At 64.5% G+C, this 15,788-nt stretch carries 14 protein-coding genes; 4 read left to right on the forward strand and 10 right to left on the reverse strand.

The window, feature by feature from the left end:
- Positions 1-140: 140 nt before the first annotated feature.
- Entirely contained in the window at positions 141-758 is a 618-nt protein-coding gene (locus tag QCM77_RS36630; RefSeq protein ID WP_279660797.1) for a hypothetical protein, read from the forward strand.
- On the opposite strand, the gene QCM77_RS36635 is transcribed toward QCM77_RS36630, so the two are convergent.
- Together QCM77_RS36635 and QCM77_RS36640 are read right to left on the reverse strand one after the other, a co-directional pair.
- Entirely contained in the window at positions 755-988 is a 234-nt protein-coding gene (locus QCM77_RS36635) for a hypothetical protein (RefSeq protein WP_279660798.1), read from the reverse strand. The two genes, QCM77_RS36630 and QCM77_RS36635, sit on opposite strands and share 4 nt — an antisense overlap.
- Positions 988-2,010 (reverse strand): methionine synthase, encoded by a 1,023-nt coding sequence (locus tag QCM77_RS36640; protein ID WP_279660799.1) that lies wholly within the window; start codon positions 2,008-2,010, stop codon positions 988-990. Before QCM77_RS36640 ends, QCM77_RS36635 begins: the two co-directional genes overlap by 1 nt.
- Before the next feature lie 111 nt (positions 2,011-2,121).
- Between QCM77_RS36640 and QCM77_RS36645 the strand changes: the two genes are divergently transcribed.
- Positions 2,122-2,730, forward strand: coding sequence for a 2-hydroxychromene-2-carboxylate isomerase (locus QCM77_RS36645; protein ID WP_279660800.1), 609 nt, complete (start codon positions 2,122-2,124; stop codon positions 2,728-2,730).
- A complete protein-coding gene (locus QCM77_RS36650; protein ID WP_280096208.1) occupies positions 2,730-3,707 on the forward strand; it encodes an NADPH:quinone oxidoreductase family protein in 978 nt (325 codons plus the stop codon). Before QCM77_RS36645 ends, QCM77_RS36650 begins: the two co-directional genes overlap by 1 nt.
- Before the next feature lie 45 nt (positions 3,708-3,752).
- Here the strand turns inward: QCM77_RS36650 and QCM77_RS36655 are convergent, their stop codons facing one another.
- From QCM77_RS36655 to QCM77_RS36690, 8 genes are all read right to left on the reverse strand, one after another.
- Entirely contained in the window at positions 3,753-4,643 is an 891-nt protein-coding gene (locus QCM77_RS36655) for a crotonase/enoyl-CoA hydratase family protein (protein WP_279660802.1), read from the reverse strand.
- Between the two features lie 149 nt (positions 4,644-4,792).
- A complete protein-coding gene (locus tag QCM77_RS36660) occupies positions 4,793-6,214 on the reverse strand; it encodes an amidase (protein WP_279660803.1) in 1,422 nt (473 codons plus the stop codon).
- Positions 6,207-7,379, reverse strand: a complete 1,173-nt coding sequence (locus QCM77_RS36665) for a M20 aminoacylase family protein (protein ID WP_279660804.1) — start codon at positions 7,377-7,379, stop codon at positions 6,207-6,209. The genes QCM77_RS36660 and QCM77_RS36665 overlap by 8 nt, the downstream gene beginning before the upstream one ends.
- A gap of 13 nt (positions 7,380-7,392) precedes the next feature.
- A complete protein-coding gene (locus QCM77_RS36670) occupies positions 7,393-8,898 on the reverse strand; it encodes a M81 family metallopeptidase (RefSeq protein WP_280096209.1) in 1,506 nt (501 codons plus the stop codon).
- A gap of 211 nt (positions 8,899-9,109) precedes the next feature.
- Positions 9,110-10,759 carry an ABC transporter ATP-binding protein gene (locus tag QCM77_RS36675; RefSeq protein WP_279660806.1) on the reverse strand — a complete coding sequence of 550 codons (1,650 nt, stop codon included), beginning with the start codon at positions 10,757-10,759 and terminating at the stop codon, positions 9,110-9,112.
- Positions 10,759-11,646: an ABC transporter permease gene (locus QCM77_RS36680; RefSeq protein WP_279660807.1), complete on the reverse strand. Its 888-nt coding sequence runs from the start codon at positions 11,644-11,646 to the stop codon at positions 10,759-10,761. The genes QCM77_RS36675 and QCM77_RS36680 overlap by 1 nt, the downstream gene beginning before the upstream one ends.
- Before the next feature lie 19 nt (positions 11,647-11,665).
- Positions 11,666-12,607: an ABC transporter permease gene (locus QCM77_RS36685; RefSeq protein WP_279660808.1), complete on the reverse strand. Its 942-nt coding sequence runs from the start codon at positions 12,605-12,607 to the stop codon at positions 11,666-11,668.
- Positions 12,608-12,776: 169 nt separating this feature from the next.
- Positions 12,777-13,907, reverse strand: a complete 1,131-nt coding sequence (locus tag QCM77_RS36690) for a M20/M25/M40 family metallo-hydrolase (RefSeq protein ID WP_279660809.1) — start codon at positions 13,905-13,907, stop codon at positions 12,777-12,779.
- A gap of 267 nt (positions 13,908-14,174) precedes the next feature.
- On the opposite strand from QCM77_RS36690, the gene QCM77_RS36695 reads away from it, so the two are divergent.
- A complete protein-coding gene (locus QCM77_RS36695; protein ID WP_279660810.1) occupies positions 14,175-15,782 on the forward strand; it encodes an ABC transporter substrate-binding protein in 1,608 nt (535 codons plus the stop codon).
- The last annotated feature ends 6 nt before the right edge of the window (positions 15,783-15,788 follow it).

Consider the following 15,788-nt stretch of genomic DNA (forward strand, 5'->3'; position numbering starts at 1 on the left):
GCCAATGATCCAAAATCTCAGGACGAATCTTCATCCCAAGCTTGAATCATATCGAGATTCTTTGTGTCCAGAGCTAAACCTAGCGCGAATGACCCCAACCCTCTCCCCGTAAGAACGGGGAGAGGGAGTGAACTCGCACCATGCCGCTGCAAAATCGCGTCACGCCAACCGGCGAGATCATCTCGACGCCACATCGCGGGATGTTCACCGGCAACCGCGGTATCATCCATGATCCCGCGACCAAGACGCTGCTGAAGAAGCGCTGGTCGTCGCCGGCCTGGATCGTTTGCCTGTGTGAATTCCGCGGCTGGCGGCGGCCGGTGATGGCGCGGCGGAGCTGGACCGAGCTGTTCTTTCTCGACGAGGCCACGGCTTTTGCGGCCGGACACCGGCCCTGCTTCTTTTGCCGCCGTGACGACGCGAAGCGATTTCGCAATGCATGGGAAGCGGGGAATGATGCAAGCGGCATCAGCGCCAAGGCGATGGATGCCGTGCTGCATCGGGAACGGCTCGATCGTGGCAAGAAGCGGCTGCATGCGCTGCCGATGCCGATCGCGGAATTGCCCGACGGCGCGATGGTGCAGCAGGGCGATGACTGCTTCCTGGTCGCGCAGGGCAAGGCGCTGCTGTGGTCATCCGCGGGCTACGCTCCGCATACGAGCGCCCTCGATTGCCCGATGTTGCTGACGCCGCCTGCCACGCTGTGCGCGATCATCGCTGGATATCAGCCTGTGCTGCATCCGACCGCGCGCAGCTAGCGCAGCGGCTTACCGTCTTCATCCACACTTGTCCGCGCATCGCGCAACGCCCATTCGCGGATCACTTGGCGGCAGCGGGTCAGCTCGGCTTCGCTCGCGGCGTTCGCATCCTTCGACGCACGCTCCACGATTGCTTTGCAATTGAGCAGCACGGAACGATCCTCTGCACGCGCCGGCAGCGCGAACGCTGCAAGCGCTGCAATGGTGAACGCCAGACGGATCGCCGCCATTACCCCAGCTGCTCACGCGCCAGCGCAGCGCCGGCGCCGAGCGCCATCAGCTTCGCTTCGGCGATCTCGCGCCGCATCGGCGCCATGCCGCAATTGGTGGTGGCGATGATGTTGTTCTTGGGCACGAATTTCGACACCGCGTCGATCACCGTGACAACGTCCTCGGCGGTCTCCACCGTGTCGCTGGCGACGTCGATCACGCCGGCCTGCACGATCTTGGTCTTGAGCAGCGCGAGCAGGTCGAGCGGCACCTTCGAGTTACGGCACTCGATCGCGACCTGCTGGATCGGGCTGGCATCGATCGCCGGAAAAATCTGCTCATACTGCCGCCACTGTGCGCCGAGCGTCTGCTTCCAGTCGGTATTGGCCTTGATGCCGTAGCCGTAGCAGATGTGCACGGCGGTGGCGCAGGTCAGGCCCTCCGCGGCGCGCTCCAGCGCCTTGATGCCCCAATCGTTGACCTCGTCCATGTAGACGTTGAAGGCGGGCTCGTCGAACTGAACGAGATCGACGCCGTCGGCTTGGAGCGCCTTGGCCTCCTCATTCAGAAGCTCGGCGAAGGCAAAGGCCATCTTGACGCGGTCGCCATAATAGCGATCCGCGATAGTGTCGATGATGGTCATCGGGCCGGGCAGGGTGAATTTCAGCTTCTTCTTGGTATGCGTACGGGCGACGCGTGCCTCAAAGGCGTGGACGCGGCTCTTCAGCCGGAGCGGGGCGACCACCTGCGGCACCATCGCCTTGTAGCGATCCTTGCGGATGCCCATCTCGACCTTGTGGGCAAAATCGATGCCCTCGATCTTCTCCAGGAAACCGTGGACGAAATGCTGCCGGGCCTGCTCGCCTTCGGTGACGATGTCGATGCCGGCGTCCTCCTGGATTTTGACGGCAAGCATCGTCGCGTCACGCTTGGCGCGGACGAGCTCGTCGCCTTGCGACTTCCAGGGCGCCCAGAGCATGTTGGGCTCGGCGAGCCATTCCGGCTTCGGCAAGGAGCCGGCGATCGTGGTTGGAAACAGCATGGCGGGCCCTCCCGGCGGGTTGTGATTGCGCCCCTTCCTGCCATGTCTTAACGTCGAGGTACAGAACAACAAAAGTCGCCTTGAAACCCGCGAGGCCGGACCGGAAACGCCATGATCGAATTCTTCTTCGACTGCTCCAGCCCCTGGACCTATCTCGCCTTCCATAACATCCAGCCGCTGGCCAAGGAGCTCGGCGCGGAGATCATCTGGCGGCCGATCCTGGTCGGGGGCATCTTCAACACGATCAATCCGAGCGTCTATGCGCAGCGCGAGACGCCGGTGCCGTTGAAGGCGCGCTACATGAAAAAGGATCTGGCCGACTGGTCGCGCTCGGCCGGCCTCGCGATCAAGATGCCGCCGACGGTGTTTCCGGTGAACAGCGTGAAAGCGATGCGCGGCTGCATCTGGCTCGGGCAGGAATCGGTGCCTTTCGCCACGGCAGTGTTCGAGACCTATTGGGGCGAGGACAAGGACATCTCGCAGGACGCAGTGCTCGCCGAGATCTGCAGGAAGGTCGGCGTCGACGAGCAGAAATTCTTCGCGGGCATTTCCGGGCAGGAGATCAAGAATCAGCTCAAGGCCAACACCGAAGAGGTCGTCGCCCGCGGCGGCTTTGGCTCGCCGACGATCTTCGTCGGCAAAACCGACATGTATTTCGGCAATGACCGCCTGCCGCTGATCCGCGAGGCGCTGCTGCGCAGCAAGGCGAGCGCGGCCTGATGGTACGGGCTGTCGTCTGCCGCGCGCTCGGCGCGCCCGAAACGTTGCGGCTGGAGGAGTTTCCGTCGCGCGCCTTGAAGCCGGGCGAGGTGCGCGTCGCGATCCGCGCCGCTGGCTTGAATTTTCCCGACGTACTGATGGCGGCCGGCGAATACCAGCTCAAGCCGGAGCTGCCATTCACGCCGGGCATGGAGGCGGCCGGCGACGTGACTGAAGTGGGCGCAGAGGCGAGCGGCGTCGCCGTCGGCGACAAGGTCATCGTCAAGATGCGGCACGGCGCCTTCACGGATGAAGCAGTGGTGATGCCGTCGCAGCTCACGCCGATGCCGTCGACGTTCGACTATGCGGAAGCTGCGACCTATCTCGCCGGGCACGGCACCGCCTATCACGCGCTGATCGACCGCGGCCGGGTTGAGCCGGGCGAGGTGCTGCTGGTGCATGGCGCCGGCGGGGGCGTGGGCCTTGCTGCCGTCGAGATCGGCAAGATGCTGGGTGCGACCGTGATCGCGACGGCGTCCAGCGACGAAAAGCTCGCGATCGCCAAGGCGCGCGGCGCCGATCACCTCGTGCGCTACGACCGCGAGCCGTTTCGTGATGCCGTCAAGCGCATCACCGACGGTCGCGGCGCGGACGTGGTGTTCGATCCCGTCGGCGGCGAGGTGTTCGAGGACTCGATGCGCTGCATCGCCTGGGGCGCGCGGCTCCTCGTGATCGGATTCACCGGCGGCATCGGCTCGGCCAAGACCAATCTGCTGCTGATCAAGGGCGCGAGCGTGCTCGGCGTGCGCGCCGGCGAAGCGGTGCGGAAAAATCCCGCGCTTGGCGAAGTGCGCCTGAAGGCGTTGCTGACATGGGCGGAGGAGGGCGAACTGCGGCCCAACATCTCGCACCGCCTGCCGCTGGAGGAGTTTGCGAAGGCGATGCGGTTGCTGATCGACCGCAAGGCGATCGGGCGCGTGGCGCTGGTGATGAAGTGAGAAACGCTGGGTGGGCTAGCGAAGCGTACCCCACCCAACGATCCCTCACTTGTACTCCCGTTCCGTCCACCACGGGAAATAATCCGGCATATCGCTCGACACCTTGTTCTTGAACTGCGCAGGACGCTTCTCCAGGAACGACACCACGCCTTCCTTTACGTCGTCCGAGCGCCCGCGGGCGTAGATGCCGCGGCTGTCGACCTTGTGGGCTTCCATCGGATCGTCGGCGCCCATCATGCGCCACATCATCTGGCGGATCAGCGCCACCGACACCGGCGCCGTCTTCGCCGCAAACTCCTTGGCGAGCGCACGGGCGGTCGGCAACAGATCATCCGGCGGCACCACTTTGCTGACGAGGCGGCCGGCGAGGGCTTCCTGGGCCGGGAAGACGCGGCCCGAATAGCACCATTCCAGCGCCAGCGAGATGCCGACGATGCGCGGCAGGAACCAGCTTGAGGCGGCCTCCGGCACGATGCCGCGCTGGGAGAACACGAAGCCGAAGCGGGCGGCATCGGAGGCGATGCGAATGTCCATCGCGAGCAGCATGGTGACGCCGATGCCGACGGCGGGTCCGTTCACCGCGGCAATCACCGGCTTCAGGCATTTGAAGATGCGCAGCGTCACCTGGCCACCGCCATCGCGCACCTGGGAATCGCTGTAGTCGACCTTGCCGTCGGCGAAGCGCTTCACCGGCCCGCGACGCGCGTCGCGATCAAAGGTGTCGGCGCCCGACGAAAGATCTGCGCCCGCGCAAAAACCGCGGCCGGCGCCCGTGACGATGATGGCGCGGACGTTGTCGTCCTTGTCGGCGGCATCGAACGCGTCGATCAGCTCACCTTGCATCTGCGCGTTGAAGGCGTTGAGCTTGTCGGGGCGGTTCAGCGTGATGGTGAGGATCTGCTCGGCGATTTCGTATTTGATCGTCTCATACGCCATGGTGGTTTCCTTCCCGGTCCTGAATTCTGTCTCGAAGAGACGTCATGCATGGTCACCAGCGTCCGTCTTGCGCGGACTGGGCATGTGGCAGCCAGTAAGAGAACGTGGACGGCCGGGCTCAACAACAAGCCCGGCCATGATGGAGCGCGTTAGCGCGCCGGCGGGCTGGGCCAGGGCTTCTGCGGGCCGCGCAGGCTCTCAAAAGCCTTGGCCATGCCGAGCACGCCGATATCGTCGAAGCGGCGGCCGACGATCTGCACGCCGATGGGAAAGCCCTTGGCGTTGGAGCCGCCGTTGATGGAGATCGCCGGGTTCTCGGACATATTCCACGGCACGGTATAGGCGATGTGCTCGAACGGCTTCATGGGATCGTTGGTCGGCGAGGCCCACTCCGCCGGATAGTTCACGTTCGGCGCGGTCGGCGAGATGACATAGTCGAGGTCACAGAACAGCTTCGCCGCCGCGGCGCGGATCGCCATGGTCTGGTTGAAGCCACGGATGACGTCGACAGCCGACAACCTGGCGCCAGACTCACCCCATTTGAAAATGTAGGGCAGCACCTTTGCCTGTTCGGCGGGCGTCAGCTTCGACAGATCATCCCACATCCGTGCACGCCAAAAGTTGTCGAGGCCGTCGAGCATCTCGCGCGTGAGTATGCCGTCGACTTCGGTGACGACCGCGCCGGCGGACTCGAACGCTTTCGCCGCTTTCACCGCGACCTCGCGCACCGGTTTCTCCAGCGCCTGGCCCACGCCGGGATCGAGCATCAATCCGATGCGGAGTTTGCGCGGAGACTTCTCCAGCCCCTTCCAGTTGAGGGGCTCGGCGGGCAGGCTCATGCCGTCGCGCCGGTCGGGTTTTGCGATCACGCTCATCATCAGCGCGCAATCATCGACCGTGCGGGTCATCGGCCCCGCGACGCGGCCGACATAGGCGGGGTCGATCGGCACGCGGCCGAAACTCGGCTTGAAACCGACGAGGCCGCACCAGCCCGCGGGCAGGCGGACCGAGCCGCCGATATCGGTGCCGAGATGCAGCGGGCCATAGCCAGCCGCCGCCGCGGCGCCTGCACCCGCGCTGGAGCCGCCGGGATTCTTGGAGAGGTCCCAGGGATTGCGCGCGAGCGCATGGAAGCTGGAGAGCCCCGAGGACAGCATGCCGTAATCGGGCATAGTGGTTTTTGCGAAGATGATCGCACCGGCTTCGCGCAGGCGCGCGGCGGGAGGCGCGTCCTTCTCGGCCGGCGTGAGCTTGACGCTCGCAGCCCCCAGCGGCACCGGCACGCCTTTGGTCGCGATGTTGTCCTTCACCGTCACAGGCACGCCGTCGAGCGGGCCGGACGGCTCGCCGCCGGTCCAGCGCGCGGTCGAGGCCTTCGCGGCCTCGACCGCGCCATCGGGATCGAATGCATAGAGCGCCCTGAGGTGGGGCTCCCACGCTGCGACGTGCGCGAGCACGTCCTCCAGCACCTCGCTCGGCGAGAACTGCTTGGCGCGATAGCCCGCGATCAGATCGACCGCGGAAAGATCGTGCAGCGAGGTAACCGCCTCTTCGACGCTCTTTTTATGCATTGCTACCTGCCGGCATACGGGTCTCGATGATCCGGGCGAACATGCTGGCACCGATCGGCAGGATCTTGTCGTCGAGCACGAAGCCGGGATTGTGCACGGGCACCGAGCCGTCGTGGCCGACCCAGAAATAGGCGCCGGGAATGGTTTGCAGCATGTCGGCAAAATCCTCGCTGCCCATCTTCGGCTGGGCACGGGTAATCACCTTGGCCGGATCGATGACGGTGCGCGCGACCTCCTCGACCACCTTGGACTGCTCGACCTGGTTGACCAGCACGCCGAAAGTGTCACGGATGTCGGCTTCGATCTCGCACTGGAAGGCGGCAGCCATGCCGGCGCAGATCGTGCGGATGCGTTCGCTGATCAGGGCGCGCACTTCATTCGAGAAGGTGCGGATGGTGCCGCAGAGATGGGCTTCGCCAGGGATGACATTGTAGGCGGAACCGGCGTGAATCTGCGTGATCGAGATGACGGCGGCCTGCAGCGGCTCGACGTTGCGGCTGACGATGGTCTGGATCGCCTGCGCCAACGTGGTTGCGATGATCACCGCGTCCTTGGAGCGTTCGGGCATCGCGCCATGCGCGCCGTAGCCGGTGATGCGGAGGTCGAAGAAGTCGGCGCTGGCCATCGCGGGGCCGGGCAGAATCGCGATCTCGCCGTGGTTGAGGTCGGGCGCGTTGTGCAGGCCATAGAGCTCGTCGCAGGGAAATTTCTCGAACAAGCCGTCCTTGATCATAGCGCGGGCGCCGCCAAGGCCTTCCTCGGCCGGCTGGAAGATCAGGTGCACGGTGCCGTCGAAGTTTTTGGTCTCGGCGAGGTAGCGTGCGGTGCCGAGCAGCATGGTGGTGTGGCCGTCATGGCCGCAGCCGTGGAAGCGGCCGGGGATTTTTGAACTCCATTTCAGATTGGTGTTCTCCTCCATCGGCAGCGCGTCCATGTCGGCGCGCAGGCCGATGCGCTTGCCGCCCGAACCCTTGCCCTTGATGACGCCGATCACGCCGGTGCCGCCGAGACCGCGATGCACCTCGATGCCCCAGCTCTTCAGCTTGTCCGCGACGATGCCGGAGGTGCGCACTTCCTCGAAGCCGATCTCTGGATGGGCATGGAGGTCGCGGCGAATGGCGGTGAGTTCGTCGGCGTAGCCGTCGATGCGGTCGATCGTGGGCATGTGTCCTGTCCAGTTAGCGTGGGGAGGGAGTGAAAACCGGGCCGTTCGGCTTGATGCGAATACCCGGCCGCAGGCGCGTCCATGGCAGCGTGGCCGTGTCCGCGGGCATCGCGCCGGGGGCGGCGCAGATCATCAGCTTTTCCGCGATCGGCTCGAAATCGGCGCGGAAGTGCACCGAGCTCTTGTTGACCAAAATCTTCTCTTCGGTCGGCTCGATGCCGACATAGCGGTACATTGCCTGGTCGGCGAGCTGCGCCTTGTGCGAGGAGACGACGACGCGGACGTCGCCGATGCGCAGGCACGCGGACGGGCCCATCTCCATCTCGCGGCCGCCATAGTAAGGGCCGGGCGCGATGAAGCGGCCGTCGGAGAGCTTTTCGACGACGAAGGTCTCGCGATAGGGCTCGTCGCCGGGAATGCCGGACTTGCCGCCGAGCGACAGCGTCACGGTGGCGCCGACGCCAGCCGCATGCGCGGCCTTGGCCGAGCCCGGATCGTAGATCGCGCCGGTGGCGGCGCTGGCCTTGTTGCGCACCAGCGCGCGCAGCATGCCCGTGGTGTCGGAATCGCCGCCGGCGCCGGGATTGTCCTGGGTATCGGCGATGATGATCGGCTTGCTCGCGCTCTTCGAGAGCTCCATCGCATGGCGTACGCCGTCGTCGGGTGACCAGATCTTGCCGTCGAAATCGTCCTCGTGGCTTTCGATCAGTTTTACGATCGCATCCGCGGCGCGGTCGGCGTCGGCTTGCGTCTTGCCGTAGGCGAACACGCTCGGCCCGCAATCGCGGAAATCGGCGGCGGGGAAGCCGGGCGCGAAGGACAGCGTCGGAACCGCATCGCTCTCCAGCGCGGCAAGCTTTTCGTAGATGCCCTTGGTCGGCTGGTCGTTGGTGCACTGCCAGCTGATCGGGATCAGGAACGGCAATTGCCGGAAGGCCTTTGCAAAACGCTTCCTGGTCTTCAGAACCAATGCGAGATGTCGCGCGCAGGCGCGGCCGGTCTCGGCCATGTCGACATGGGGATAGGTGCGGTAGGCGATCAGCGCGTCCGCATGTTCCATCATGTCGGGCGTGACGTTGGCGTGGAGGTCGAGGCTGGTGATCAGCGGAACATCCTTGCCGATGACGCGGCGCACGCGCGCCAGAATCTCGCCTTCGCCGTCGTCGAAATGTTCCGTGACCATCGCGCCGTGCAGGTCGAGATAGACGGCGTCGATCGAGCCGGCGGCTGCGATGCCGTCGACCATCACCTTGACGATGCGCTCGAAGGCATCCCTGGTGACATGCGCCGACGGGCTCGCGCCGCACGCAATCGTCGGAACGAGTTCCCAGCCGTTGGCCTCGGCACTGTCGACGAAACCGGCGAGGCCGACATTGATGTGCCGCATCACCCTCAGCACGTCGGCGCCCTCCGTCATCGCCGGCCAGCCGCCGCCGTGCTGGAAGTCCGCGAAAGTCGCCTTCGTCGGAGCGAAGGTGTTGGTCTCGTGCAGGAAGCCGCCGACGGCGATACGTGTCATTCAATCCAGTCCCACGCAAATGATGCGCGCGACGTTAGCCCTGTGCTTGCGGCGAGAGCAAGCCGGGAAGCAATCGCGCCATGCATGGCGTCAAACCATTTTGGGATTGCTTGCCGCAGCCGCCGTCATTGCGAGCGAAGCGAAGCAATCCAGAATCCCGCCGCGGGGACCTGGAGTACTTCGCTTCGCTCGCAAATGACGAGGGGAGAGACTACGCGTTCGCCGCTACGCCTTCCGACACCGGCCGGAAATTCGCAAAGTCCCAGCCGCGGCCCGGCGCTGCCTCGAGCAAGGCTCTGGTATAAGCTTCCTTCGGATGCGTCAGCACTTCGGCGGCCGGGCCCTGTTCGACGACGCGGCCGTGCTGCATCACCACGACCTCGTCGCAGATTTGCGCTGCGACGCGCAGATCGTGGGTGATGAACAGGATCGCGATGCCGAGCCGCTTCTGAATCTCGTCGAACAGTTCCAGCACCTGCGCCTGCACGGAGACGTCGAGGGCGGAGACCGCCTCGTCCGCGACCAGCACGTCGGGATCGAGCGCGAGCGCGCGGGCGATCGCAATGCGCTGACGCTGGCCGCCGGAGAACTGGTGCGGATAGCGCGCGACCGCATCGGCGGGCAGGCCGACCAGCTCGAGCAATTCGCGGGCACGCTTCATTGCGTCCGCATGCGACACGCCGTAATTGATCGGGCCTTCCGCGATGCTTTCGCCGACGGTGACGCGCGGGTTGAGCGAGCGGTAGGGGTCCTGGAATACGATCTGGATCTTCTTCCGATGCGGCTGCAACAGCCGCCGCGAGATGTCCGAGATCTCGCGGCCGGAAAGGCGTACGCCGCCGGAGGTCGGGTCGATCAGGCGGACGATGCAGCGCGCCACGGTCGATTTGCCTGAGCCGCTCTCGCCGACGATGCCGAGCGTGCGGCCCTTGCGCAGCGTCAGCGTAACCTTGTCAGCGGCGACAACTTCGCGGCCTTTACCGAAGAACGCGCGCTCGCGGTAGACCTTGCCGAGTTCGTTGGCCTCCAGCACCACCGGTTCCTTGGTCTCAGGCCGTGCCGCGCGCGGCACCAGGCTCGGCACTGCGGAAAGCAGGTTGCGAGTGTACTCCATGGTCGGATTGCGCAGGATGGAATCCAGCGTTCCGGTCTCGACCAGTCGGCCCTGCCGCATCACCGCGACGCGGTCGGCGATTTCAGCGACCACGCCCATGTCATGGGTGATGAACAGCACGGCGGTCCCGTGATCGCGCTGGAGGTCGCGGATCAGGGTCAAAATCTGCTTCTGCGTTGTGACGTCGAGCGCGGTGGTCGGTTCGTCTGCAATGAGCAGCTTCGGTTCGAGCACGAGTGCCATCGCGATCATGATGCGCTGGCGCTGACCGCCGGAGAGGCGGTGCGGGTAGGAGGCAAAGATGCGCTCGACCTCAGGCAGGCGCACCTGGTCCATCATGTCGAGGATGCGCTTCTTCCGCGCCTTCGCATCGAGTTTGGTGTGCGCGCGCAGGACCTCGTCGATCTGGCGGCCAACCGGCATCACCGGATTGAGCGCGGTCATCGGCTCCTGGAAGATCATCGCCATTCGCGTCGCGCGCAGCTGGCGCAGGCGGCGGTCGGTCGCGGTGAGCAGCTCTTCGCCGACCAGCTTGATGCTGCCGCCGGTCGGAACCAGCGTGCCCTTCGGCAGCAGGCCCATCGTGGTGAGCGAGGTCACAGACTTGCCCGAGCCGCTTTCCCCGACGAGACACAGCGTCTCGCGCTCGCGGACCTGGATCGAGATGCCGTCGATGATGTTCGTGCCCTTCGGCTTCTTGCCGACGGAAACGACGAGGTTGCTGATGTCGAGAACGGTGTTGGTCATCACTTCCCCTCCCGCTGCTTCATGCGGGGATCGAGGGCGTCGCGGGCGGCGTCGCCGATCAAATTGATGCTGAGGATCGCGATCGACAGCAACAGACCCGGCCAGAAGATCAGCGTCGGCTTGAGCTGGAAGTACTGACGGCCCTCGGCCATGATGTTGCCCCAGGTCGGCGTTTCCGGCGAGATGCCGGCGCCGAGGAAGGAGAGGATGGCCTCGGTGAGGATTGCGGACGCGCAGACGTAACTGCCCTGCACGATCAGAGGTGCGATCGTGTTCGGCATCAAATGCCGCCACATGATCTTTGGCAGGGATGAGCCGACCGAGATCGCCGCTTCAACATAGGGCTCTTCGCGCGCCGACAACACGACCGAGCGCACCAGGCGTGCCACGCGCGGAACTTCGGGGATCGTGATCGCGATCAGCACGGTCCAGAGGCTGGCGCCGGACAGCGACACCACGGCGATTGCCAGCAGGATGCTCGGCATCGCCATCAGGCCGTCCATGATCCGCATCATGACGGAATCGACCAGCTTGAAGAAGCCGGAGACGAGGCCGATCGCCAGCCCGATGACGATCGACATGATCGCCGACCCGATGCCGATCAGAAGCGAGATGCGTCCGCCATACATGACGCGCGACAGCAGGTCGCGGCCATAGGCGTCGGTGCCGAGCAGGAATTGCGTCGAAGAGGGCTTCAGCCGCTGCGAGGGCGCAAGCTGGATCGGATCATGCGGCGCAATCAACGGCGCCAGGATCGAGATCAGCACGATCAACGCGAGGCAGATGGTCGCTGCCGCGATGATCGGCGTCGAGGTGAGGAATCCGAAGCGCGGCCGCAGCGGCGACGTGATCGGAATGGATGACTGGGGAAGGGTATCGACCGACATTTTTGCTGTTATCCTTGCCTCAGTACCGGATCCGGGGATCGAGCAGCGTGTAGGCGACGTCGATCAGGAGATTGACGACGACATAGATCAACGACGTCAGCAAAATCATCGCCTGGATCACCGGATAGTCGCGCGCCAGCACCGCATCCACTGTGAGGCGGCCGATGCCGGGGATGTTGAACACGCTCTCGGTGACGACGACGCCGGAGATCAATAGCGCAAAGCCGGTACCGATCACCGTGATCACGGGCACGGCGGCGTTGCGCAGCGCGTGCCGCATCATCACGGCGACCTCGTTGATGCCCTTTGCGCGCGCGGTGCGGACGTAGTCCTCACCGAGCACGTCGAGCATCGCCGCGCGCGTCATGCGCGCGATCAGCGCGATGTAGATGAAGGACAGCGCGCAGGTCGGCAGGATGATGCGCTCGAAGAACTGCCCAAAACCGTTCGAGATGCTGCGGAAGCCCTGCACCGGCACCCAGCGCAGGTCGATGGCGAAGACCTCGATCAGGACATAGCCGACCACGAACACCGGTACCGAGAAGCCGAGCACCGACAGGCCCATCACGAAGCGGTCGATCCAGGTGCCGTGCTTCCACGCCGCGATGACGCCCAGGGGAACAGCGACGATGACGGCGAGAATGATGGTCGACAGCGCGATCGAGATCGACGGTTCGACGCGCTGGCCGATCATCTTCATCACCGGAAGGTTGGAGATGAGTGAAGTTCCGAGATCGCCGTGCAGCAGCTTGTTCAGCCAGGTGATGAACTGCACGATCAGCGGCTCGTTGAGACCGAGCGAGGTGCGGATGCGCTCCAGCCGTTCCGGGGTGGCATTGTCGCCGGCGAGAATCGCGGCGGGATCGCCCGGGGTGAGGCGGAGCAGGAGGAACACGAACAGCGCCACCACGCCCATCACGGGCGCGGCGGCGAAAATTCGGCGAAGGAGATATCCGAGCAAATTGGATCCCGTCAGATTAGAGTCAAATCAGAGGCAGCGGCTGCAGCCTGGGTTCTGCCATCAGCCTAACATTTCAGCAATTCCCGTGCCATCCGGGCCACAGTTTTTGCAGTGCGGTCACCCTGTTTTGGTGAGCGGGCTCGGTTTTTTGGTGAGCTGGCGCGCGTTGTCACTCCAGAGTTGCGAGCAGCCCCGCCATCAGCCGGCCCCGTTCGACCAGGCTCTCGACCTCGATATACTCTTCGAGCGTGTGGCCATTGCCGCCACGCACGCCCAGGCCGTCGAGAGTCGGGATTCCCATCGCGCCCGTGAAATTGCCGTCGGAGCCGCCGCCGGCGCTGGCATGCGGCAATTCGGAACCGAGCGCCTTGGCGATCCCGCGCGCCTTTTCATACAGCGCCATGGTGCCGGCATCGGGCTCCCACACCGGACGTGTCACGCCGCGCGTCACCTTGAAGGCGACATCATTGCTCGTACCGGAGAGCGCCAGCATCCCCTCGACGCCGCGATCGAGGTCGGCCTGGCGCTTGGCCATCGAAAGCGCTTCGCCGGTGGCGGTCGTGGCAACGCAATTGACCCATTGCCCTCCTTGCACCACGCCGACCGAAAAGGTGCAGTTCTCGCTCGTCATCGCGTCGATAGCGAGGATCTGCCGCGCCATTTCGCGGATCGCCGAGCGGCCCGCCGACAAGGTCGCGCCGGCGTGGCTCGGCCGCCCGGTCGCCTCGAGGTTGAAGCGTGCGATGGCGTAACGTCCGGTGGTAACGCCGTTGTCGGCGCGCCCCGGCTCGGGCACCAGCACGTATTTGTTGCGCGCGGCTTCCGCCTCGATGACATCGCGCGTCGAGGGTGTGCCGACTTCCTCGTCGGGCGTGAACAGCACGGTGATCGGCAGCGGTGTGGTGAACGAGGCGCGGGCCAGTTGGCGGATCGCTTCCAGCGAAAGATAATTGCCGCCCTTCATGTCGTAGATGCCGGGTCCATAGCACTTGCTGCCCTCGCGCCGCCATTTCAGCTTCTCGATGGTGCCCATGGGATGGACGGTATCCATGTGTCCGGCAATCAGGATGCCCGGCTCGCCCTGCTTCGGATGCGGAAAGCGCGCGCGGATCACGCCACCAAAGCCCTGGCGACCGGCGATGCGCTCGATCGTCGCACCCATGATCGCCATCTCCCGCGCGGCGATATCGAGCATGCGGTTCACGGCGCCCGCGTCCCAGGTCGGGCTTTCGCATTCCACCCAACCGCGCAGGCCCTGGAGCATCGCCTCGGAATCGAAGGGGAGATTGGCTGGATTCATCTCAATGTCTCTCGAGCTTCGGAAGATGGAACGCGCATTGCATTGGCGGGCAGGACAAGCGGAGAGTGTTGTAGAGCCAAACCGATCCTTGTGGAGCCCGTGCGCGCGCCGCTTGGGCTTGCAGCGAAACCGGATTGACGCGCTCGGCACTGTCTGCAAGTCTCGAAAAGATAAAGGCATTGCATGAGGTTAGTTCGCCTAAAGAACGAACCGGATGCTCAACCAATAACCTGCCTTTGAACAGTTTCACGTCAGGAGAGACTTTTTATGTTCCAGTTGATGCGCCGGGGGCCTCGCGCGTTCGCCTCCAAACTTGCGCTGTCGGTCGTCGCGCTTTCGACCGCGCTGGCCTCGCCGGTGCTTGCGGCCGGCAAGACCATCACGGCGGTGATGCATTCGGATCTGCGCATCATCGATCCGATCTTCACCACGGCCTACATCACGCGTGACCATGGCTACATGATCTACGACACGCTGGTGGCGCCCGATTCGAACTTCAAGATCCAGCCGCAGATGGCGGACTGGAAGATCTCCGACGACAAGCTCGTCTACACCTTCACGTTGCGCGACGGCCTGAAGTGGCATGACGGTGCGCCAGTGACGGCGGAAGACTGCGTCGCCTCGCTCAAGCGCTGGGCCGCGGTCGACGGCATGGGTCAGAAGCTGTTGGACTTCACCGCGAGCATCGAGGCGACCGATGCCAAGACCATCACGCTGAAGCTGAAGGAGCCCTACGGCCTCGTGCTCGATTCGATCGGCAAGCCGTCTTCCCGCGTTGCCTTCATGATGCCGAAGCGCCTCGCCGAGACGCCGCCGGACAAGCAGATCCCCGAGCAGATCGGCTCGGGTCCTTTCAAGTTCGTGCAGTCGGAATTCCAGCCGGGCGTGAAGGCGGTCTACGTCAAGAACACCGACTACGTGCCGCGCAAGGAGCCGTCGAGCTGGACCTCCGGCGGCAAGGTGGTGAAGGTCGACCGCGTCGAATGGATCACCATGCCGGACTCGCAGACCGCGGTGAACGCGCTGCAGTCAGGCGACATCGATTTCATGGAGAACCTGCCCTACGACATGCTGCCGTTGCTGGAGGCGAACAAGGAGATCACGATCGAGGTCTCGAACAAGTTCGGTTTCCAGACGCTCGGCCGGATGAACTTCCTTCATCCGCCGTTCGATAATGTCAAAGTGCGCCGCGCTGCCTTTCTGGCGATAAACCAGAAGGACGTTCTCGACGCGCTGGTCGGCAACGCCAAATATCAGAAGATCTGTGGCGCCTTCTTCGTGTGCGATACGCCGTTCGCGACCGAGGTTGGCGCGGAGACCCTGGTGAAGGGCAGCGGCATGGCCGAAGCCAAGAAGGCGCTCGCCGAGTCCGGCTATGACGGCACTCCGATCGTGATCATGGCGCCTGGCGACGTCACGACGCTGAAGGCGCAGCCGATCGTGGCGGCTCAGTTGCTGCGCGAGGCCGGCTTCAAGGTCGACCTGCAAGCGACCGATTGGCAGACGGTGGTGAGCCGCCGCGCCAGCCAGAAGCCGCCGAAGGAGGGCGGCTGGAATATGTTCTTCACCAACTGGGTCGCGGCCGATGTCTCCAACCCGATCGCCAATCTCTCGATCGGCGGCCAGGGCAAGAAGGGCTGGTTCGGCTGGGCGGAGAACGCGAAGATCGAAAAGCTCAAGGATGACTTCGTTCGCGCCGCCTCGCTCGACGATCAGAAGAAGATCGCCGCCGAGATCCAGAAGGAAGCCTATGAGCAGGTGATCTACATTCCGCTGGGACAGTATCTCCTGCCGAGCGGCTGGCGCAAATCGCTGAGCGGTGTGCTCGACGGTCCCGCGACTCCGCTGTTCTGGAACGTCGACAAGTCGGAATAGGGCGAG

Source organism: Bradyrhizobium nivariense, assembly GCF_029846695.2.
Lineage (GTDB): Bacteria > Pseudomonadota > Alphaproteobacteria > Rhizobiales > Xanthobacteraceae > Bradyrhizobium.